At 65.7% G+C, this 20,081-nt stretch carries 19 protein-coding genes; 6 read left to right on the top strand and 13 right to left on the bottom strand.

Translation table 11 applies throughout. The features are described from left to right. Window positions 1-49 precede the first annotated feature (49 nt). From ABWO90_RS01095 to ygfZ, 10 genes are all read right to left on the bottom strand, one after another. Window positions 50-1,804, bottom strand: a complete 1,755-nt coding sequence (locus ABWO90_RS01095; protein WP_353189353.1) for a glycosyltransferase family 2 protein — start codon at window positions 1,802-1,804, stop codon at window positions 50-52. Next, complete coding sequence (locus ABWO90_RS01090) at window positions 1,801-3,696, bottom strand: ApeI family dehydratase (protein ID WP_353189352.1); 1,896 nt, start codon at window positions 3,694-3,696, stop codon at window positions 1,801-1,803. The genes ABWO90_RS01095 and ABWO90_RS01090 overlap by 4 nt, the downstream gene beginning before the upstream one ends. Further along, the gene (locus ABWO90_RS01085; protein WP_353189351.1) at window positions 3,693-4,352 is read right to left on the bottom strand and encodes a COG4648 family protein; all 660 of its coding nucleotides are present in this window, start codon (window positions 4,350-4,352) and stop codon (window positions 3,693-3,695) included. Before ABWO90_RS01085 ends, ABWO90_RS01090 begins: the two co-directional genes overlap by 4 nt. Window positions 4,353-4,360: 8 nt before the next feature. Beyond that, window positions 4,361-4,606 (bottom strand): acyl carrier protein, encoded by a 246-nt coding sequence (locus ABWO90_RS01080; RefSeq protein ID WP_353189659.1) that lies wholly within the window; start codon window positions 4,604-4,606, stop codon window positions 4,361-4,363. 33 nt (window positions 4,607-4,639) lie between these two features. Further along, complete coding sequence (locus ABWO90_RS01075) at window positions 4,640-4,903, bottom strand: phosphopantetheine-binding protein (RefSeq protein WP_353189350.1); 264 nt, start codon at window positions 4,901-4,903, stop codon at window positions 4,640-4,642. Beyond that, window positions 4,884-5,759 (bottom strand): lysophospholipid acyltransferase family protein, encoded by an 876-nt coding sequence (locus ABWO90_RS01070; protein WP_353189349.1) that lies wholly within the window; start codon window positions 5,757-5,759, stop codon window positions 4,884-4,886. The genes ABWO90_RS01075 and ABWO90_RS01070 overlap by 20 nt, the downstream gene beginning before the upstream one ends. Further along, window positions 5,746-6,591, bottom strand: coding sequence for a beta-ketoacyl synthase chain length factor (locus tag ABWO90_RS01065; RefSeq protein WP_353189348.1), 846 nt, complete (start codon window positions 6,589-6,591; stop codon window positions 5,746-5,748). Before ABWO90_RS01065 ends, ABWO90_RS01070 begins: the two co-directional genes overlap by 14 nt. A gap of 368 nt (window positions 6,592-6,959) precedes the next feature. After that, on the bottom strand, window positions 6,960-7,799 hold the full coding sequence (locus ABWO90_RS01060) for an NRDE family protein (RefSeq protein ID WP_353189347.1): 840 nt from the start codon (window positions 7,797-7,799) through the stop codon (window positions 6,960-6,962). Then, complete coding sequence (locus ABWO90_RS01055; protein WP_353189346.1) at window positions 7,790-8,104, bottom strand: DUF4936 family protein; 315 nt, start codon at window positions 8,102-8,104, stop codon at window positions 7,790-7,792. The genes ABWO90_RS01060 and ABWO90_RS01055 overlap by 10 nt, the downstream gene beginning before the upstream one ends. A gap of 22 nt (window positions 8,105-8,126) precedes the next feature. After that, window positions 8,127-9,257: a CAF17-like 4Fe-4S cluster assembly/insertion protein YgfZ gene (gene ygfZ, locus ABWO90_RS01050; RefSeq protein ID WP_353189345.1), complete on the bottom strand. Its 1,131-nt coding sequence runs from the start codon at window positions 9,255-9,257 to the stop codon at window positions 8,127-8,129. A gap of 197 nt (window positions 9,258-9,454) precedes the next feature. On the opposite strand from ygfZ, the gene mltG reads away from it, so the two are divergent. The 5 genes from mltG (at window position 9,455) to ABWO90_RS01025 (ending at window position 13,865) form a co-directional block, all read left to right on the top strand. After that, a complete protein-coding gene (gene mltG, locus ABWO90_RS01045) occupies window positions 9,455-10,450 on the top strand; it encodes an endolytic transglycosylase MltG (RefSeq protein ID WP_353189344.1) in 996 nt (331 codons plus the stop codon). Next, window positions 10,447-11,118 carry a dTMP kinase gene (gene tmk / locus ABWO90_RS01040; protein WP_353189343.1) on the top strand — a complete coding sequence of 224 codons (672 nt, stop codon included), beginning with the start codon at window positions 10,447-10,449 and terminating at the stop codon, window positions 11,116-11,118. The genes mltG and tmk overlap by 4 nt, the downstream gene beginning before the upstream one ends. Window positions 11,119-11,257: 139 nt before the next feature. Further along, entirely contained in the window at window positions 11,258-12,298 is a 1,041-nt protein-coding gene (gene holB, locus ABWO90_RS01035; protein ID WP_353189342.1) for a DNA polymerase III subunit delta', read from the top strand. Window positions 12,299-12,327: 29 nt separating this feature from the next. Next, window positions 12,328-13,110: a TatD family hydrolase gene (locus ABWO90_RS01030; RefSeq protein WP_353189341.1), complete on the top strand. Its 783-nt coding sequence runs from the start codon at window positions 12,328-12,330 to the stop codon at window positions 13,108-13,110. An 86-nt stretch (window positions 13,111-13,196) separates the two neighbouring features. After that, window positions 13,197-13,865, top strand: a complete 669-nt coding sequence (locus tag ABWO90_RS01025) for an ankyrin repeat domain-containing protein (RefSeq protein WP_353189340.1) — start codon at window positions 13,197-13,199, stop codon at window positions 13,863-13,865. Window positions 13,866-13,898: 33 nt separating this feature from the next. On the opposite strand, the gene ABWO90_RS01020 is transcribed toward ABWO90_RS01025, so the two are convergent. The 3 genes from ABWO90_RS01020 to otsB all read right to left on the bottom strand — a co-directional run bounded on the left by ABWO90_RS01020 (window position 13,899) and on the right by otsB (window position 17,026). Continuing rightward, window positions 13,899-14,705: a crotonase/enoyl-CoA hydratase family protein gene (locus ABWO90_RS01020; protein WP_353189339.1), complete on the bottom strand. Its 807-nt coding sequence runs from the start codon at window positions 14,703-14,705 to the stop codon at window positions 13,899-13,901. 84 nt (window positions 14,706-14,789) lie between these two features. Next, entirely contained in the window at window positions 14,790-16,208 is a 1,419-nt protein-coding gene (gene otsA, locus ABWO90_RS01015) for an alpha,alpha-trehalose-phosphate synthase (UDP-forming) (RefSeq protein ID WP_353189338.1), read from the bottom strand. After that, a complete protein-coding gene (otsB, locus tag ABWO90_RS01010; RefSeq protein ID WP_353189337.1) occupies window positions 16,205-17,026 on the bottom strand; it encodes a trehalose-phosphatase in 822 nt (273 codons plus the stop codon). Before otsB ends, otsA begins: the two co-directional genes overlap by 4 nt. A gap of 353 nt (window positions 17,027-17,379) precedes the next feature. Between otsB and ABWO90_RS01005 the strand changes: the two genes are divergently transcribed. Beyond that, window positions 17,380-20,001, top strand: coding sequence for a PepSY domain-containing protein (locus ABWO90_RS01005; protein WP_353189336.1), 2,622 nt, complete (start codon window positions 17,380-17,382; stop codon window positions 19,999-20,001). Window positions 20,002-20,081: the final 80 nt, after the last annotated feature.

The following is a 20,081-nucleotide window of genomic DNA, read 5'->3' as shown; positions in this document are numbered from 1 at the left end:
TGCCCGCAGGCGCTGTCATCGGCGCGGATGTTGGAAATTGAGGATTGCGTCATAGCTTTGGCGACTTGCCTTGCCAGAAATCGAAGAAGTTGAACCACTGCATCGGATACAGGCGGCAGTAGTGCTCGAGACGGCGCGCGTAACGTTCGGCGTATGTCCGCAGGGCGGATTCGCGCGTTGCACGCGGCAATGCGATGGCGTCCGCGAACGACTCGAAATACAGCCGATAGGATGTCTTGTCGCGCAGGCAGAAGAGCAGGTACACGGGGCATTCCAGCAGTGCGGCCAGAATGAACGGCCCCTGCGCGAACGGCGCGGGGGTGCCCAGGAAGGGGGCCGGCACGACCCGGCCCGCGTCGGCCGGTGGCACGCGATCGCCCACGATGACGAGCCAGTCTCCTCGGTCGATGCGCTCGCGCAGCATGATGGCCGTGGCAGGACCAATGTCGTCGATTTCGATGAGGTTCGCCGCAAAGTCGCTGTTCGCCCCCGCCATCATCGAGCGGAATCGCTGGGCGTGACGCGTATAGACCACCGCATGAATGCGGTCGATGCCGCGCGATCGCGCCAGCGCGCGAGTCATTTCGAGGTTGCCCAGATGCGAGCCGATCACGAGTGCCCCGCGCGTGTCGCTGGCGGCAGCATCGAGGGTGGCGTCATCGTCGATACGGACATGACGCTCGCCGAGGAGTCCGCGCCATGCCGCGAACTTGTCCAGCGCCGCGTTGGCGAACGCCAGCAGGTGCCGGAACGTGCGCCAACGGCTCGGTGTGCGCATGCCGAGCTCCGGCGCAGCGGCGGCGAGCCGCAGCTGATACTCGCGCGAAGCCGCGCACGCCTGGGTGTCCCTCAAGGTGAAATAGGCCGCCACGGGAATCAGGCAAAGGCGTGCCGTGCGCAACCCGAAGCATCGGCACGCGAGCGCCAGCACGCGCATGCCGAGCAGGCTGCCGCGTTCCGGGCGCCGCCACCAGGACTGGCGTGAATCGACGGCACGCGTGTCGGGTGACGTCGAGACGGCGGAGGAATGGCGATCGCGTTTTCGCCACAACAGCATCGGTGCGCGCGCAAGCATGCCGAAAACGAGCCGCGTATGCATCCACGAAATGCCCACGTTGTCGCGGAACATCTGGAAGTGCGATACGCCGTCTTCGGGATAGACGACACGGGTGCGACGGTTATGGACCGGTACCCCGCGCCAATACAGCCGGACCAGAATATCGGTGTCGAACGCCATGCGCGGCGATGGCCGATGACGGGCCAGCAGCGCGCCGGTGGCCTCGAGCGGGTAGACGCGGAAGCCGCACATCGAATCGACGATGTCGAATGACAGCGTTTCGACCCACACCCAGAAATGCGTGACGTAGCGCCCGTACAGCCGTCCTTTGGGCACGGACGCATCGTAGCGCGGGGTGCCGCAGATCACGGCGCCGGGGCGCCGTCTGGCTTCGTCCAGGAACTCAGGAACGTCGTCAAGGTTGTGCTGCCCATCGGCGTCGACTTGCAGCGCATGGGTGTAGCCAAGCTGCAGGGCGAGCCGCAACCCGTGCGAGACCGCGCCGCCTTTGCCGAGGTTGCGGGGCAACTGCGCAAGTGTGACTGCCCCGGGGTGACGGTCGCGAATCGCTTCGAGCGTGATGCGCGTGGGCGCGTCGCTTCCGTCGTCAACCAGCAGCACCGGAAGATCCTGGGCCCGCAACGTGTCGACGATCCGGTCGATGTGCGCCGGGTGGTTGTACACCGGGATCAGAATGCAGGGCTTGAAACGGGCGGGTGCGATGCCGCAGTCGATAGGCCGGGTCATCGCGCCGCGTCTCCCGTGTCGGGCGCGTCTGTTGCGCTCGTTGCGGGGGCAACGTAGCCAAGGTAGCCACTTGCCGTCGTCCCGCGTGGCCCTTCGTAGACGTAGTGGACGCGAAGGCGGGCGAGGTCGAACGACAGCGTGAGTTCGAGGCGTGCGCCCGGCATGACCGGGGCGGAGAATTTGACCTGCTGCAACGATGTCGGCGCGTTAGCGAAGACTGGAGAGCCGGGCATCCGGGCGGCGTGTTCCCTGGCGAATCGCGTGGCCCAGTCGACGAGCACGACCCCCGGCAACAACGGTAGTCCCGGGAAGTGACCTTCGAAATGGGCCAGTTCTGGCGGGACGCGCATCGATATGACCATGACGCCGGTGGGACCGGGCGTCGCACCGACGTCGTCACATCGAATGCCGAGGACCGAGGGCAGCCAGGGCGACGCGGGCGAGAAGAGTGCCGCCACGTCGGCTGTCGTACGTTTGCCCCGCTCATTGACGGGCAGTGCCATCACGAAACGCCAACGGCGCGGCAGAACCGTCGGGTCGAACGTTTCCGCCAGGGCGTCGCGCAGTGTCTTGCGAACCGCGTTGAGCGACTGCTCGCGCCAGGCCTGGCAACCTTCGCTCTCAAGAACGACTGCCGCCGCCGGGCGCCCGGCAATGACGGTGACGGACGCATCCTTCACCCAGATGTGTCGCAACAGCGCCGCTTCCACGCTGGGCAGCGAAAGGCGTTTGCCCTCGATCTTGACGATCCGGTCCAGCCGGCCAGTCAGCGTGAACGCACCGTTGGCATGCAGGACGGCACCGTCGTCCGTTTGCCACCATTGGCCGTCGTTCACGCGCGACGAGCGGATTTCCAGCGCACCGGCATCGGTCACACGTATGTGCGTGTCGTCGAAGGGCGTCCATTGGGACGTCAGATCCTGCTGTCGCCAGGCGATGCCCCCGGTTTCCGTGCTGCCGAAGACTTCGACGGGCGCAACGGCTCGGCTCCCTTCGGCATCGGGCCGGGCCGCGCGGACGACGTCGACGAACCGATGGGCCGCGTCTTCAGGCAGCGGGCCGCCGGAAGAAAACGTCATTCGCGGGGCATCGAGCCAACGATCCACGCCGAGCAGTGCCGGCCAGCGCGTGAGTTGCGCGGGGCCTGCAATCCACACGACGGCGGGCCATGTCCGCCACACATGCGCCTGCGACGGCTCGGCAAACGTCTGCCGGGCAAAGGGCACGCCTGCGGCCAACGGCCAGAGCATGCGGAACCAGAGTCCGTAGATGTGGTGGCACGGCACACTCCCGACGACAAGCGCATCGCGCAAGTGCGCGCCCCAGTGCCGGTGCAGTGTCTGGACTTCGTCGTTGAGCTGTGCGAGCGACTTGATGATGGCCTTCGGCTCACCCGTGCTTCCCGAGGTGTAAATGACCAGGCGGCACGACGAGGACAACAAACGGCTGGCGTGCGGGGCGGCGTCGTTCGCAGTGAGGGCCGTGTTGCCACGACGGTTCCCGTACGCGCTCAGCGCGTTGGCGTCGATCGCTTCGTCATACGCATAGGCGAAGTCGCGACGCGTCTGGGGCAGGGTATTGGGCAGCATGACGGGCGTCTTGTCTGCCGCCCACGCCGCGAACAATGCGCAGCTCAGATCGAACGGATCGTCGAGGCACAAGGCCAATCGCGTGGCGGGACTCGCTGCGAACGCCGCGTGCAACGCTTCGACACTGGCAAGCCAGTCCGCGCCGGACAGCACGCGCGCCTTGTCGGATGCGGTATGTGCGTCGACACATACGGCTTGCGACGGCACAGGCGGGGTGAGCAAACGCGCCTGGAGCGGCACGCACGGCGCCGCATGCCAGGTCCCGCGATCGTCGATCGGGGCCAACGCAGCGTTCATCGTCATGCGGACGCCTCCGGATGCGTCAACGCCGCTGCATTGGCCGACGTGTTGGCAGCCTTGCGTGCCAGCATGCGACGGCGCCACAACCATTCGGCTGCGAACAGAAGTCCGATCAGCACGTAGGCAATGCCGCCGTTGTACAGCGACCAGATCTCGCGCGAGGTCCAAAGCGCGGTGACCATCGCCGCAATGCCGTTCACGATGAAGAAGCCAATCCAGACACGTGTGACGTTTCGCAGATAGGGCGCCGCCTCCGGCGGCAAATCGGGCTGGTGCAGCCGCGCGATGCGCTCGACCATCGACATCGGCGCGCGCAGCGATACGGCAAACGTCATGCCCATGCCGACGTTGACGGCCACCGGATAGCAGCGCAGGAGCAACTCGCTATTACTGATCGCGGTGGCGCAGGCAAGCGCAGCCAGGCCGGCGCCGACCGCCCATTCCACTGGCATGAGCAGGCGCTGGCCGCGCAGATTGTTGCGATAGCGCAGCCACAGCGTCAGCAGCAGCAGGAGTGCCAGGTAGCGCGGCGCGAGCAGCGTAATCCCGGCGAGGACCAGCGCCGGGTAGCCGAGTGCGAGCATCGCGGACTGCCAGCGTACCCGGGGGTGTCGGGCATCCGACGCCGATGCCGGAGCCTTGACAGGGAGACGGGGCATGCCGCAGGTCAGCCGTTAAGCAGCGTTCGTACGGCGCCGACGACGTCTTCGACGGTGCGAACGCTCTTGAACTCTTCGGGCTTGATGCGTTTGCCCGTCATGCGCTGCAACTGGATCGCGAGGTCCACGGCGTCGATGCTGTCGAGATCGAGTTCCTCGAACAGTTGGGCCTGTAGCGTCACGCGTTCCGGCGCAATCTCGAACGTGTCATGAAGAATGGTGCGCAGGCGGGAAAGAATGTCCTCGTCGGACAGGGGCAATGTCAGGGTGCTCATCGATGAAATTCCTTATTGGGCGCAACCGCGTTCGCGCAGCAACTGGGCAAGGGTGGCAACGCTGCGGAACTTCGCGCGTGCCGTCTCGTCGTTCGATTCGATCTGCAATCCGTAGCGCTTGCGCAGGACGATGCCGAGTTCGAGCGCGTCGATTGAGTCCAGGCCAAGCCCGTCACCGAAAAGGGGGATGTCGTCCGTAATGTCGTCGACGCCGATGTCTTCCAGTTCGAGCGCCTGGACAATCAATTGCTTGATCTCAAGTTCTAGTGAAGCCATGTTGGGAAATCTGATCGATGAAAAAGTGTTCCGCGAATACCGTCAGCCGTCGTGCAGCGAGCGGCGTCAGGGTGTCGGGCGTTGTCTCGGCAGCCGTCGGCATCCCCGGCGCTTGCCGGTCGTCCGAAGCGGCAGGCAGAGCCTCCGTCGCCACGACGGTCGGGCTGAGGTCGACGTCCAGCACACGGATTCGCAACGTGGGTCGGGTCGCCGGGATCGAGTACCACGTGTGTTGCTTCGTGTAGGCGGGCGGGTCGCAATCGATCAGCACCGGCAGGATCGGGCAGTCATGCGCGAGCGAAATGTGGGCGAAGCCGCGTGAAAACTTGCCAAGCCGTCCTCGGGACGGGCTGCGCGTGCCTTCCGGGAAGACAATGAGCGGCACGTCATCGGCCAGCGCTGACTCGCTGGCGCGCACCAGCGACGGGCCGCCATCGTTGCGAAGATAGCCGGCGGAGCGCACGATGCCCGCCAGGAACGGATTGCGCCAGTGTCGGCTCGTCACGATGCAGCAGGCGCGCGGCATGAGCGAGAGCAGTACCACGACATCGAGGTACGACGGGTGGTTGGCGATGACGATGGCGCGTCCCAGGTGTCGCAGCTTGTCGGCATTGGCGATGTCGAAGCGCATGACGCCAAGAGCCCGGCACACCGCAACCAGCGATGCGAAGCAGGTATGGACCATGGCCATCGCGCAACGTCGGCGCCGGCGCTCCGTCAACGGAAGCAGGAGGAGCGCGGGAAAGACGAGCAGCGAGAAGACCAGGCCACCGGCGGCGAAGCAGAACCAGAGGAGCAACGATGCGGCACGCCGCCGGGCGTGTTCCCAGCGGCGCGAAGATTCAGCGATCTGCATGCGGCGTGCCCTCTTGCTCGTACCATTCAAATTGCCAGTCATGGCGCTCGCCGTGCCACGTGTCGGCGCCGCCCCCCAACAGCGACGTGACAAGGCTGTCGCATTGAACTCGGGGCTCGGCGCTCGTGTCCCGCCCGGCGGGCAGGCGCATGGTGCAGGTCAGCCGGGCGGTCGCGCCGGGCTCGATCAGGAGCGCCAGCGCATGAGGACTGTCGCCGCTCTGGCGTGCGGTCGGGCCATAGCAGGCGGGGGGCGCTTCGAACGCGTGGATGACAAGCAATGGGGCGTCGGGCGACTCGGCATGCTGCGTCCACGCATCGAGCAATGCGTAGCCGAGCGTGTCGTCGGACGCCGCGATGGCATTGATGGCCGAATGGTCATCGCGCGAAATGCTGAGTACCCCCGGCGTCGCATTCAATACCGACAGGCTGAAGGCGGTCGGCGAGGGCGGCTCGCCTCGCACGAGTGCCTCGAGCATCTGGGTGGTGCGCTGAATTTCGCCATGCTGGGACGCGTACACGACGCGACATGCCGCCGGCAACGGGCCGCAAGCCATCGCGGCCGACAATGCCAGCCGGGCAAGCGGGCTCAGTCGACGGCGCAGCATCGGATCGACAATGCCTGTCTCCGGCTTGGCGGTCGATGCGGCGCCCATCTGGCGGTAAGCCCAACGGCGTACGGGTAGTGTCCAGCGGGCAACGGGGTCGGACAATGCTGCGGCAGCCGCTTGCGCGGACACCCCGGGTGCCGACGACGTTTCCACAATGGTGACCTCCCCCGAAGCCCATTGTGGCGCGCGAGGTGTCGCTCGCGCGTCGATGTTCTTTGGCATGGCTATTGATTGGAAAAAAAGCGATTGCCGCTTTGCTATGCCACTTGCGGATTGCTTTAATGTGTTTTTCGGCCACGACTTCATGCGGCCGCATCTGGTCAAAAAGCCGACACTGTCCCGTGCCTTGCTTTTAATAGCATCCCAAAAAGTTTGGCGTGCATTATAGCCAAATGTAAGGATTTGAAATATCTGTCCGCCAGCGGATGTGGCGTTTTTGCCGGATACCGGAACAAGTCTCGTGACAAATCAACGGAATATTGCTTGTTTCCGGTGCTGTCGATAAAGCCAGAATTTCAGATTTTTCTCAGAATTGTTTCAAAGCTGAGAATGGGTCGGGGTGCGATGTGATTCGAGACCCGGTGCGCTCGTCAGCGCAGTTCGACGTTGGGCGCGTCGATATGGAATGAGAAATTGCGCTGGTCCGACAGTGTTTCGGGAGATTGGCCTGGCGTGACCGTGACCTCGGTCAGGTCGACGCGGCCGTCGTGGTGATACCGGAGCAATGTCGTGCAGCGCGTGCCATAGGCGGGGGAGGCGATGAACGCGGCGGAGAGCGTGCGCTCCCATGTTCTGGTGACACCTGTCTGCGGCAGTTCGTCGTCAGGCGTCTCGGTGGTATTGCGCATGACGCGCAAAAGGGTGGCGTCGTCTGCCTCGTGCAACAGGGCGCTGGCAAACGCGTCGCGACGGCTGACCAACTTCGGCCACGGGGTATCGAGCACGGCGTTGGACAGGCCGTGGACACCGGGAGCAACAGGAACGGCTGCCGGGCGTGCGGGCGCCTCGACGGGAAGGCCGCCGACATGAGCGGCACGATTCCCCAACCAATACAGCTTCCCCGCTGGCAAATCGCCCGCGAGGAGATTGAAGCCCGCGTACTCATGCGCGTGCGCTTCCACGCGGGCCAGATCGTTGTCGAAAGCGGTGGCGTCGAGCATGGCCGAGACCAGCAGGCCACGTGAGGGCGCGTCCTTCGGCGCCATCGGCGCCCGTCCGTCGCGAAAATTCGTCAATGCGGCGAAGCGGCCGCGGCGATTGACGCCCATCCACGTTCCGCCGCCCCGCAAATCCCGACCCGCCAGCACATCCGGCCGATCGTGCCACCAGTGCAAGGGCTCGGCCGGTCGTTCGAAGAATTCATCGCGGTTGGCGAGCAACACGAGCGGTATCGGTGCGTCGGGCTGCCAGGAGAAGACGATCAGGCACATGGGGTCGGCATGTCGGGGGCGTTGGCGAAGCATTCCACGTGACGCTCGCCTTGCACCCATGCCCCCAGGCCGCACTCGGCGACCAGTCCGGGGAGCGCAGCGACGAAGGCGGTATTCACGTTGTCGTATCGTTCCATCCACGTCGTGACACCGGATGCGGTGTCACCGGCAGAGGCATCGACGCGCCATTGCAGGCAGCCCTTCGCGCCAAAGCGCGTTGCCGTCAGCGCAAAGAGTTGCGCGACGGCAAGCCGGGCGGCGTCGGTGTCAGATGACGAGACGCGGTAGTAGACGTAGCAGTCCATCGGCGCTCGCGTGGCGTCCGGATCAGGACGCTGCGGCAGACGAGGCCTGCGACGACGGTGAGGGCGCTTCGGTCGGATCGACGATCTCGTAGGGCAGCGCCGCGAAGGCCAGCGCAGGGCCGTCGGCCTTGCCGAGCCGGACGTCGTCGGTCTCGCGCGCGGCAAGCTTCAGCTCGACGAGCACGTCGTAGCCACCGGTGGGTGCGGGTGCCGCTTGCACCACCATGCCGCACGGCTGGTCGGGATCGCTCGCTTCCACCAGTTCCTGCGCCGGTGACGGACGCTCGCCGGCGACATGCGCGAGATGCAGGCGTCGCTTGATGGTGCCGCGATACTGGCTGCGCGCGACCACCTCCTGACCCGGATAGCAGCCCTTGCGGAAGCTGACGCCGCCCACGACTTCCCAATTGATCATTTGCGGGACGAACTGCTCTTGCGTGGCCGTGGTGACACGCGCCACACCGCTGTGTACCTCGAGCCACGCCGCAAGGGCGGGATCGACGGCCACAAGACCCGGTGCCTGCACGAGCGATGCCCACACTGCGGCCGCATGGGCGACCGGCACGCTCCAGAGGAAGCGAGACAGCGAACGGGCCGAGCCGGCGTCCGGCAGGCGCACGAGGCTGGTCGGCGCGTCGCCGAGTGTGCCGTGAACGGCCGTCAGCGCCGAAGCGGGCAATGACCCAAATGTCTTTGCCAGCACGGCTTCGGCCGCCGGACCTCCAGCCTGGAGTAGTACATGGGTGGCCGTGCCGTCGGTGAGCTTGGCCTTGGCGCGCAGGACGAACATCGAGAGCCGCTTTTGCACGGCCGCCTGAACGCTGGCGTCGCAGGCGAGATAGATCGTGGCGTCGGGCGAGGCGTCGCGCCACATCAGGAAGGTCGCGAGCAAGCGGCCTTTGGCCGAGCAGTACCCGGCCAGACGCGCCTGCGCGGGCGACAAACGTTCCACGTCGTTGGTGAGTTGTCCGTGCAGGAAGGTCGCAGCGTCGGCGCCATTCACGGCGATGAGCCCGGTGTCGCTCGCGAGCGAAGCGAAACTGCCGCCGCGCATCGCGTCGAACTGCGCGGCGCGAGCGCTCGCGTCGAGATCGGTTTCAGGGGAAGCAGCGCCTGCCGCTTGCGGCAGAAGTTCACGCCATTGAGAAGTCATAAACGAGAGTGCCTGTCAATCTGTGAGGGTTCGGCAAGTCAAAGTATTATATTGGGTCTTCCGCCAGGACGTGCGAGCCCGGTTCGATGCGCGAAATGCGCCCATCGACGCCGTTGCCATCGCCCGGATCCGGCTGACCGAGTCCCCCGAACCCGCTGCCGCCTTCGCGCGGTGCATGCGGCTTACTCAAGCAATTCATGTATTTCATCAAACGCCTGTTCGTATTGTTGATAGTCGCTGCGCTGGCGGCGGGCGGTGCCTTCTACTATTGGGCGCAAGCCCCGCTGCAACTGGGCAAGCCGACGCTCGACGTCACGATCAAGCCCTACAGCTCGGTGCGCAGCGTGGCCACGCAACTGCGAAACGGCGGTGTGCCGGTGCACCCGCTGCTGTTCAATCTGCTCGCGCGCGTGATGGACGTGGGCACCAAGCTCAAATCCGGCAACTACGAGTTCGCGACCGGGATCACGCCCATCGAAGTGATGGAGAAGCTTGCGCGCGGCGACGTGAACCAGTACGTCGTGACGATCATCGAAGGCTGGACCTTCAAGAAAATGCGCATGGAGATGGACGCCAATCCAGCGCTGCGTCACGACACCGCCGGGCTGCCCGACGCCGACATCATGCAACTCGTGGGCGCCGAACGTGCCGAAGCCGAGGGCATGTTCTTCCCCGATACCTACCTCTTTCCGAAAGGTACGAGCGACCTCGATATCTACAAGCGTGCCTATCGCCTGATGCAGAAGCGCCTGGACGAAGCGTGGGCGTCGCGTGCGCCCGGACTGCCTTACACCACGCCTTACGAGGCGCTTATCATGGCGTCGCTCGTCGAGAAGGAGACGGGGCAGGCCGTCGAGCGCTCCCAGGTCGCGGCCGTGTTCGTCAATCGCCTGCGCAAGCGCATGTTGCTGCAAACCGACCCGACGGTGATTTACGGCATGGGCGACCTGTACACGGGGCGTCTGCGCAAGCGTGATTTGCAGACGGACACGCCGTACAACACCTACACGCGCGCCGGTTTGCCGCCGACCCCGATCGCCTTGCCGGGTGTGGCCTCGCTGGCCGCTGCGCTGAATCCCGCGCCGAGCGACGCGTTGTACTTCGTGGCGCGTGGCGACGGCACCAGCCATTTCTCGACGAACCTGCAGGAACACAATCGCGCCGTGGACAAATATCAGCGAGGTGAACAATGACGCATTCCGCCGAAGCACCGGCCGCCGTGCCGGGCAAGTTCGTGACATTCGAAGGGATCGACGGTGCGGGCAAGAGCACGCACGTGAACGCCTTTGTCGACACGTTGCGCCAGGGCCTGGCCACTGTCGGGCGCAGTGTCGTCGCCACGCGGGAACCGGGTGGCACGCCGTTGGGCGAGGCGCTGCGCAAGCTCGTGCTCGACGAACCGATGGATCTCGAGACCGAAGCGCTGCTGATGTTCGCCGGCCGCCGTGAGCATCTGGCCAAGGTGATCGAGCCGGCACTGGTGCGCGGCGACTGGGTCGTGTCCGATCGCTTCACCGACGCCACGTTTGCGTATCAAGGGGGCGGACGCGGCCTGTCGCGCGAGAAGTTGACGATTCTCGAGCGCTGGGTGCAGGGCACCCGCCAGCCCGACCTGACGATCCTGTTCGATCTCGACCCGGCCATTGCCGCGGCACGTCTGGCCGGCGCGCGGGCGCCGGACAAGTTCGAGCGCGAGTCGGCCGCCTTTTTCACGCGGGTGCGCGAAGAATATCTGCGCCGTGCCGAGGAATCGGCCGGGCGATTTGTCGTCATCGATGCGGCCCAGAGCATTGACGCCATTACGGCCCAGCTCGCCGGTGTTTTCGCCCGGTTGGGTTTGCCTGGGCACGCGCCACGCTGACGCGCGATAATCCGGCTATCCCGACGATGCCGTCGGGCGCCCCCGTACTGTCGACGGGATGGGCAGCCGGGGCGTGACCTCGGGCATTGCCGCCCCGTATGGCGCCGCATCCGGCGCCGCTTCCGGCCAAGGAGCCCACATGCTGTATCCGTGGCAGTCACAAGACTGGACACGCCTGAACGACCTGCGCGCCCAGATGCCGCACGCCTTGCTGTTGCAGGCCGTGCCGGGTATTGGCGAGGTCGAACTCGCCCGCACGTTCGCCCAGGGCCTGCTGTGCGAATCGCCGCGCGCCGACCATCTGCCGTGCGGCACCTGCGGCGCGTGTCAGTGGTTCGCCGGCGGCAACCACCCGGACTTCCGCGCCATTTGCCCAGAGGCGCTCGCCGACAGCCTGCCGGGCGCGGAAGCGCGCACCGAAGCCGACGGCGACAAGAAGACCAAGACACCCAGCAAGGAAATCAAGATCGAGCAGGTGCGCGAGGTGATCGACTTCGCCAGCCTGGGTTCGCATCGTCAGGGGCGCCGCGTGGTGCTGCTCTGGCCCGCCGAGGCGCTCAACGTGCACGCGGCGAATGCCTTGCTCAAGACGTTGGAGGAGCCGCCCGAGGGCGTGGTCTTCCTGCTCGTGACGACTCAGCCAGACCGCCTTCTGCCGACGATTCTGTCGCGATGCCGCCGCCTGGTGCTCACGCGCCCGGACGCGCCGCAGGCCACGCAATGGCTGATGGGCGAGGCGGGACTCGATGCTGCCACCGCCGCGGCCGTGCTGGCCGAATCGGGCGGGGCGCCGCTCGCGGCACGCGCACTGGCCGATCCCGACGAGCGTGGCTGGCGCGACTGGCTGCTCGGTCAGTTGGCGCAGGGGGCGGCGATCGATGCGTTCGCGTGCGCCGAACAACTGCACAAGGGCAATCTGCCGGGCATTCTGGATACGCTGCAACGCTGGTGCTTCGACGTGCTCGCCGAGCGCATGGCCGGCACGGTCCGCTTCTTCCCGGGGCAGGCGCAAGCGCTTCGCCGCTGTGGCGATACGACGGACGACGTTCGTCTGCTCGGTTTCCTGCGTGAGCTCGCACAACAGCGTCAGGTGCAGAATCACCCGCTCAACACGCGCGTGCTGCTCGAGGCGCTTTTCCTGCAATACAAACAGTTGTTCGGCGGGCCGGCGTCGCTTTGACGCGGGCCGTCGACAACCGATCGCACACCATGTTCATCGATTCGCACTGTCATATCAATTTCCCCGAACTGGCCGAGCAGATGCCCGACCTGCTCGCACGCATGCGTGAAAACAAGGTCAGCCACGCGCTTTGCGTGTCCGTCGATCTGCCGACGCTGCCGCAGGTGCTGGAGATCGCGGCGCAGCATGAGAACGTGTACGCGTCCGTCGGGGTGCATCCCGATTACGAAGACACGCCGGAGCCGAGCGTCGACGATCTCGTGCGTCTGGCCGCTACGCCCAAGGTCGTGGCCATTGGCGAGACGGGGCTGGACTACTACCGGCTCGAAGGCCGCAGCATCGAAGACATGGAGTGGCAGCGCGAGCGCTTTCGCACCCATATCCGTGCCGCACGTGTCACGGGCAAGCCGCTCATCATTCACACACGCTCGGCCGCCGACGACACGTTGCGTCTCATGCGCGAGGAACAGGCGGGCGAGCCCGCCGGCGTGATGCACTGCTTTACCGAGAGTTGGGATGTCGCGAAAGGCGCACTCGACCAGAACTTCTATATCTCGTTTTCGGGCATCGTGACGTTCAAGAGTGCTCGCGATCTGCAGGACGTCGCGCGCCGTGTGCCGCTCGAGCGCATGCTGATCGAAACCGATTCGCCGTATCTCGCGCCGGTGCCGTATCGCGGCAAACTCAATCAGCCCGGCTACGTGCGTCACGTGGCCGAATTCATTGCCGATCTGCGCGGCGAGCCGTTGCAGAAGATCGCGGAGGCGACCACAGAGAACTTCTTCAAGCTGTTTGCCACCGCGAAGCACTGAATGTCTTGCGATCGACGCACTGACCTGACTCGTCACTCACACGTAATTTAACGGACTACCGACAGGAGCCCCCGATGCGCAAATTCATGATGGTTCGAACCTGGATGCTGCTCAGCGTGCTCTCGATGACGCTCACCGCGTGCGCCACGGCCGCGACCTCCAACCCGGCGCTGATCAAGGCCGTCGTCTTCAACGACACGAAGGAAATCGCCAAGGCGCTCAAGGCCGGCGTCGATCCGAACTCGAAGGACGAGAAGGGGAATCCGCTGCTCGTGATCGCCATGCGCGAGAAGTCGGTGGACGTGGCCAAGCTGTTGATCAACGACAAGCGTACGGACCTCGATGCCACCAACGCCGCAGGCGAGAACGCGATGATGATGGCGGCGCTCGAAGGCCTGACGCCGATGGTCAAGCTGTTGATCGACAAGGAGGCCGAGGTCAACAAGAAGGGCTGGGCGCCGCTGCACTACGCGGCCACCAACGGTCACGACGACATCGTGCAGATCCTGCTCGACGCGTCCGCCTATGTCGACGCCGAATCGCCGAACGGCACCACGCCGCTCATGATGGCGGCGCGGGGCGGTCACATCACCACGTGCAAGGTGCTGCTCGATGGCGGCGCGGACGTCCGTCTCAAGAACCAGATCGGCATGTCGGCCATCGACTTCGCCAATCAGGCGCATCAGAAGGAAATTGCCGACGGTCTGAGCAAGCGCCTGGAACAGGTCAATCGGGAACGTCCGAACGGCCAGTAACGCGATGTCTGCGCGCTGTCGTGGCAGGCCTGGTCAGGGCGTGTTGCGTGGCGCGCCGTGACGGCCGGCCCCGGCGAGAAAGTCGCGGGCCCCGGCGAGCCCTTCCGAGAACACCACGTCATGCCCGGCGGCGCCTTCCTGGCGCAACGCCGCGTCCAGTGGCAGATCCCACTGCGCATAGGCGGCGCGCCGGTCGGCACGCAACGCTCCCTGCGGCAGCGCAGCCAGTTGTTGCGCCAGCGCCAGCGCGCCCGGGCGCGCCATGCCTTCCGGCACCAGCCGGTTCACCAGACCGATTTCATACGCTTCCTGCGCGCCGACGGCGCGGCCGGTCAGAATCAGGTCGAGCGCGCGGCTCATGCCGATCAGGCGCGGCAGGCGTACGGTGCCACCGTCGATGAGTGGCACCCCGAAGCGGCGGCAGAACACGCCGAACGTCGCGGAAACATCCGCGACGCGCAGGTCGCACCACAACGCCAGCTCCAGACCTCCCGCCACCGCGTGCCCGCTGACGGCGGCGATCACCGGCTTGTCCAGGTGACGGCGCGTAAGGCCCATCGGGCCGTCGCCGCTGCCGTCGGGGGTGACGACATTGCGGCGCTGGGGATCGTCGAAGGCGGAGAGGTCGGCGCCCGCGCAGAACGAGGCCCCCTTGCCGCATAACACCGCGACATCGGCCTGCGTGTCTCGCTCGAACGCGAGGAGGGCATCGCGCAGTGCATCGGCCACGGCGCGGTCCACGGCATTGCGCCGTGACGGGCGCGCGAGCGTGATGAGGGTCACGGGGCCGTCCGTCTCGACTTCGACGCAAGGGGCGGCAGATGAGGAAGGTTGGCGCATGGCATCTCTCCTTGCGATGGACCTGCGATCCCTGCGGTCCATGTCGTTCCTGCCATCGGCCGCCCGGTCTCCGTCCTGGCGACCTCAGGCGGCGGCAGGTTGCGCGCAGCGCAACAGCGCCGGCGTGGCGGTCTTCGGCGCGCGAAGATCGGCGATGAACCGGTCGCGCCACGACGAAAGATCATGTTCGCGCAACGTCGCCATCATGCTCTCGTGCCGCACCTGGCGCTCCGAGAGCGACATGTTCAGCGCGGTGCGCAGCGCTTCGGCCATGCCGTCGATGTCGTAAGGGTTGACGATCAACGCGCCGTCGAGCTCCTGCGCCGCGCCGGCGAAACACGACAACACCAGCACGCCGGGGTCCGCCGGGTCTTGCGAGGCAACATACTCCTTGGCCACGAGATTCATCCCGTCACGCAGCGGCGTGACGTAACCCACTTGCGACGCTCGGAAGAACGACATCAGCACTTCGTGATCGTAGCGCTTGTTGATATAGCGCAGCGGCGTCCACGCCAGGTCGGAGAAGCGTCCGTTAATGTGGCCGGCTTCGGTCTCCAGTTGCCGACGAATCTCGCCGTAACCCGCCACATCGGAGCGGCTCGGCGGTGCGACCTGCACGAAACTCACGGTGCCCTGTTGGTTCGGCCATAGCTCCATCAGTCGCTCGAACGCGCGAAAGCGCTCGAGCATCCCCTTCGAGTAGTCGAGACGATCCACGCTCATGATGAGCTTGCGTTCCTGCAAGCCTTGTTTCAGATCGAGGATGTGCTTGACCGTGGCGCGTGCGGTGGCCTGCTGCTGGATCTCGTCCGGATAGACGCCGATGGGGTAGACACCCGTGCGCAAGGTGCGTCCGTACGCCGTGATCGTCCCGTCGGCGTCCAGTGTGGCGCTGGCGTAACGCACCAGATAGTCGGTGAAGGCGGTGCGGTCGGTCTCCGTCTGGAAGCCGACAAGATCGTACTCGCACATGGCGCGCACGAGCGCTTCGTGGGGCGGCACCGTCATCAGTACCTGCGGCGACGGAAACGGAATGTGAAGAAAGAACCCCAGGCGCTGTTGTATGCCGATCTGCCGGCAGGCCTGTGCGAAGGGCAGCAGATGGTAATCGTGTACCCAGATCAGGTCGTCGCGTTTGAGCAGCGGGGCGAGCAGCGCGGCGAATCGTGCGTTGACATGGCGGTAACCGTTGTAATCGTCGCGCTGATAGCGCGTGAGGTCGTCGCGGTAGTGGAACGTGGGCCACAGCGTGGCGTTGGAGAAGCCGCGGTAGTACGTGTTGTAGTCGCGGCGGGTGAGCGGCACGGTGGCGAAGGTGACGTTCTGGCGATGCGCGATCTCCGGCGCACTCGCGGGTTCGGCGTTGATCTCGCCATTCCAGCCGAACCACATGCCTCCGGTGTCCTTGAGCGCGTCGAACACGCCGATGGCGAGGCCGCCGGCGGTGGGCTTGCCCTCGGTGATCGGGGCGACCCGGTTCGACACGATGACTAGGCGACTCATACTTCTTCCTCCTGTTGGGGATGGCGCGGCGGCGCGTGACGTAAAGTCAGCAGCCACGCGGTCAGCGCCTCCGGTGTGGGCAGACGGTGGTGGGCACACGTTTCACCCTCGCCGATCTTGATCGTGATGCCACCTAGCGCATTCACATCGGCAAAGCCAGTCTCGTCGGTCAGGTCGTCGCCGGCAAAAAGCGGCGTACGCCCGGCGAACGGGGCCTCCTTGAGTAAGGTAGTAATTGCGCGCCCCTTGCTGACATGACGCGGACGCAGCTCGAAGACCAGCTTGCCCGGCTGCAGCGCGAAACGCTTCTCGTGCAGCGCGGCCAGCGCCTGCATGGTGTCGCGCGCGACGCCCGCCAGTTCCGGGGCGCCGCGATAGTGCAGCGCCAGGGCGCTGCCCTTGTTTTCGAGCAGCAGGCCGGGGTGCTGGGCAACGAGCGCCTGCAACGGCGCGGCCATTGCGGCAATTTCTGCGGTGTCGGCCGTATGGCCGTCGGCGCGCACCACGCCACCGCCCGTATGGCGGATTTCCGCGCCGTGCAGCCCGGCAGCGGCCACGCGAAGCGGCGCGAGCAGCGTGTCGATGTCGTCGATGGCGCGGCCCGAGACAACGGCGACGGCGCCGTGCGTGCTCTCGATCAGCCCCGCCAGGACCCGGGCGGTATCGCGAGGCAATCGAACGGCGTCCGGACGGGGCGCCAGCGGCGCAAGGGTGCCGTCCAGGTCGAAGAAGAATGCCACCGTGGCAACGTCGACGTCACAATGATCGGCCGGCGTGGTTGCAAGCGTGGCAGGCGGGGAAGACGCAGGGGTTTGCATGGCTCTCCGTCGCTGTCATGCCGCAGGTCGACAGGTCATATCCGGGGCCGAGCGTCAGGCGCAGGGGGAGGAATACGGGGTGTGACTTGCGGCGATTCGGTAGGCGGGAGCGCGGACATCCGCGCGGATGAGTTCATCCTAACCGGATAAATAACGGTAGGGCGTCGTCCGATCTATGAAATTGCTGTCGGACGGGGCCTACAACGATCGGAAAGGTAAGTTGATATTGAATATGAGAATCGTTTGCAATAACATTCGGTAATTGCCGCAAAGTGGTCCATCGGGGATTGCGGTACGGCACACCTGCCACGCACGCGCCACCCTGGCGCACGGACGTGCGTCGGACGACAACAATGATGAAAAGACTGTGGTTTCAATTGCACTGGTTCTTCGGCATTACTGCCGGGCTGGTGCTGGCAGTGGTCGGACTGACCGGCGCGCTGCTTTCCTACTACGAGGAACTGACGCGGGCGTTCAGCCCGGGCGTCATGACGGTCGCCGTGCGCGACACGGCGCCGTTGACGGTTCCGGAGCTGGTCGCGCGTGTGCACGAAGCCGTGCCGGATCGCCGCATCCTGCTCATGACCGTCATGCGTAACCCCGAAGATGCGGTGGGCGTGCGCCTGTCGATCGGTGACGGACCGCGCGGGGAGACCTACTACGTCGACCCCTATACGGGACAAATGCTCGGTCGCTCCACGGCCGACGTCGTTTTCCGGTTCATCATGGATATCCACCGCTTCCTGACGGTGGACGGGATCGGCAAGCAAATCACGGGCGCCGCCACGCTCCTGCTGTTCCTGCTCGCCTTGAGTGGTCTTTACCTGCGCTGGCCGCGCCGGATCGGCAACTGGCGGGCCTGGCTGCATATCGATTTCAAGAAGAAGGGCCGACCGTTCCTGTGGAACCTGCATGCGGTGATCGGCACGGTGGTGCTGGTGCCGTACCTGCTGTCGGCCACGACGGGCCTCTATTGGTCGTATGACTGGTGGCGCGGCATGCTGTTCTCGATCGCCGGCGTGCAGCAGCCGGTGCGGAACAAACCCGCCGCGCAGCCGAAGATGGCCAAGCAGGGCGAGCGCGGTGAGAAGGGGGTGAAGGGCGAGAGGGGCGGGGGCAAGAAGCCCGCATTGCCGGATCTGGCCGCCACGCCGACGACGGATATGACAACGGCATGGGGCAGTTTCACCGCGCGCATCCCCGACTACACAAAGGTGTATCTGCGTCCGGCCCAGAAGCCGGGCGGGTCGCTGCAAATGACGTGGCTCGATACGTCGGTGCCGCATGAGCGTGCGTTCAGCCGCATGGACGTCGAGCCGGCGTCCGGCGAGATTCGCAACGAGGAGCGCTACGCCGACAAGACGACCGGTGGCCAGTTGATGACGAGCATCTACGCCTTGCATCGCGGCAGTTACTTCGGTCAGGTGGGCATCATCGTCATGCTGCTCTCGAGCCTGATGATGCCGGTGTTCTTCGTGACGGGCTGGATGCTTTATCTGGACCGTCGCAAGAAGAAGCGCGCGCTGGCCGCCGCTCGTCCCGCTGACGCGAAGGACCATTCGCTGGCCCCGACGGGCGCATCGCTCGACGAAGGTGTGCTCATCGGTTACGCGAGCCAGAGTGGCGTGGCCGAAGGACTCGCCTGGCAGACTGCCGGCATGCTGCAGGGCGCCGGTGTGCCCGCCCAGATTCAACCGCTGGCGCGTATCGGTCAGGCGCAGCTCGGTGCAGCCAAACGCGCGCTATTCATCGTCAGCACATTCGGCGACGGCGAGCCGCCCGACAGCGCACGACGCTTCTCGCAACAACTGATGAATCAGGCGATGGCGCTACCGACGCTGCGTTTCGCCATGCTCTCGCTGGGCGACAGCCACTACGACCGCTTCTGCGGTTTCGGGCGGAAGCTCGATGGCTGGCTGCGGGCGCAGGGCGGTGTCGCGGCGTTCGAGCCGATCGAAGTCGACCGGGGCGACCCGGGCGCATGGGCCAACTGGCAGGAGCGTCTTGGCGAATGGCTGGGGCGCCCGCTGGCCGCCTCGAAGACGGACGAGGCGCCGCGTTTCGCGCCGTGGGTGCTGGCCGAGCGCGAAATGCTCAACCCCGGAAGCACCGGTTTGCCTGCCTTCCATCTCGCGTTCACACCGCCCGCCGGGGCGACGTGGGTCGCCGGGGATCTCGTGGAAGTGCTCCCGCGTCACACGGCGGCGCGCATCGACGCCTTCCTCGCGGGCAGTGTCTGGACAGCGGACGTGCGCGTGAGCGTGGCCGGTCGCGAGGCGACCTTGGGCGAAGCATTGCGCGAGCGTGTCCTGCCCGACGCCGCGCCGCCGGCCGGCATCGATCTGCAGGACTGGCTTTCGCGCCTCGCGCCGCTTCCCGAGCGCGAATATTCGATCGCTTCGACGCCTGCCGAAGGCAAGCTGATGTTGCTCGTGCGACAGACTCGCAATTCCGACGGCACGCTGGGGCTGGGTTCGGGCTGGTTGACGGATGGCGCCGCACTGGGCGAAACGCTCATGATGCGCGTGCGGCCGAATCCGGGCTTCCACGGCCCGGCGGACGCGAACGGCATGATCCTGATCGGTAACGGCACGGGCCTCGCCGGGCTGCGTGCGCATCTCGCCGAGCGGATCGCGCAGGGACACGTGCGCAACTGGTTGATCTTCGGTGAACGTCAGGCCGCGCACGACAGCTTCCACGACGCCACGTTGCGCGAGTGGCAAGCGCAGGGCGGCATTACCCGTCTGGACCGCGTGTACTCGCGCGATCAGGCGCAGCGCGTGTACGTTCAGGATCGCGTGCGCGAAGTCGCGCAGGATATCGCTCGGTGGGTTGCCGGCGGCGCATCGATCTACGTCTGCGGCAGTCTTGCCGGCATGGCGCCGGCAGTGGATGCCGCCCTTGCTGACGCGATCGGCGCCGATGTCCTGCTCGATCTGTCGGCACAGGGCCGCTATCGTCGCGATATCTATTAGACGTGTACTGAGGGTGTGCTAACGTAGTGAAAGGGCTCGACGTTGATCGAGCCCTTTTTCCGTGCCTCCGTGGCGCGACG

Source organism: Pandoraea pnomenusa (assembly GCF_040391475.1).
In the GTDB taxonomy this organism is placed as follows: domain Bacteria; phylum Pseudomonadota; class Gammaproteobacteria; order Burkholderiales; family Burkholderiaceae; genus Pandoraea; species Pandoraea pnomenusa_C.
Note: the sequence above shows the minus strand (reverse complement) of the source record. Positions and strands in the feature narration are given on the sequence as shown.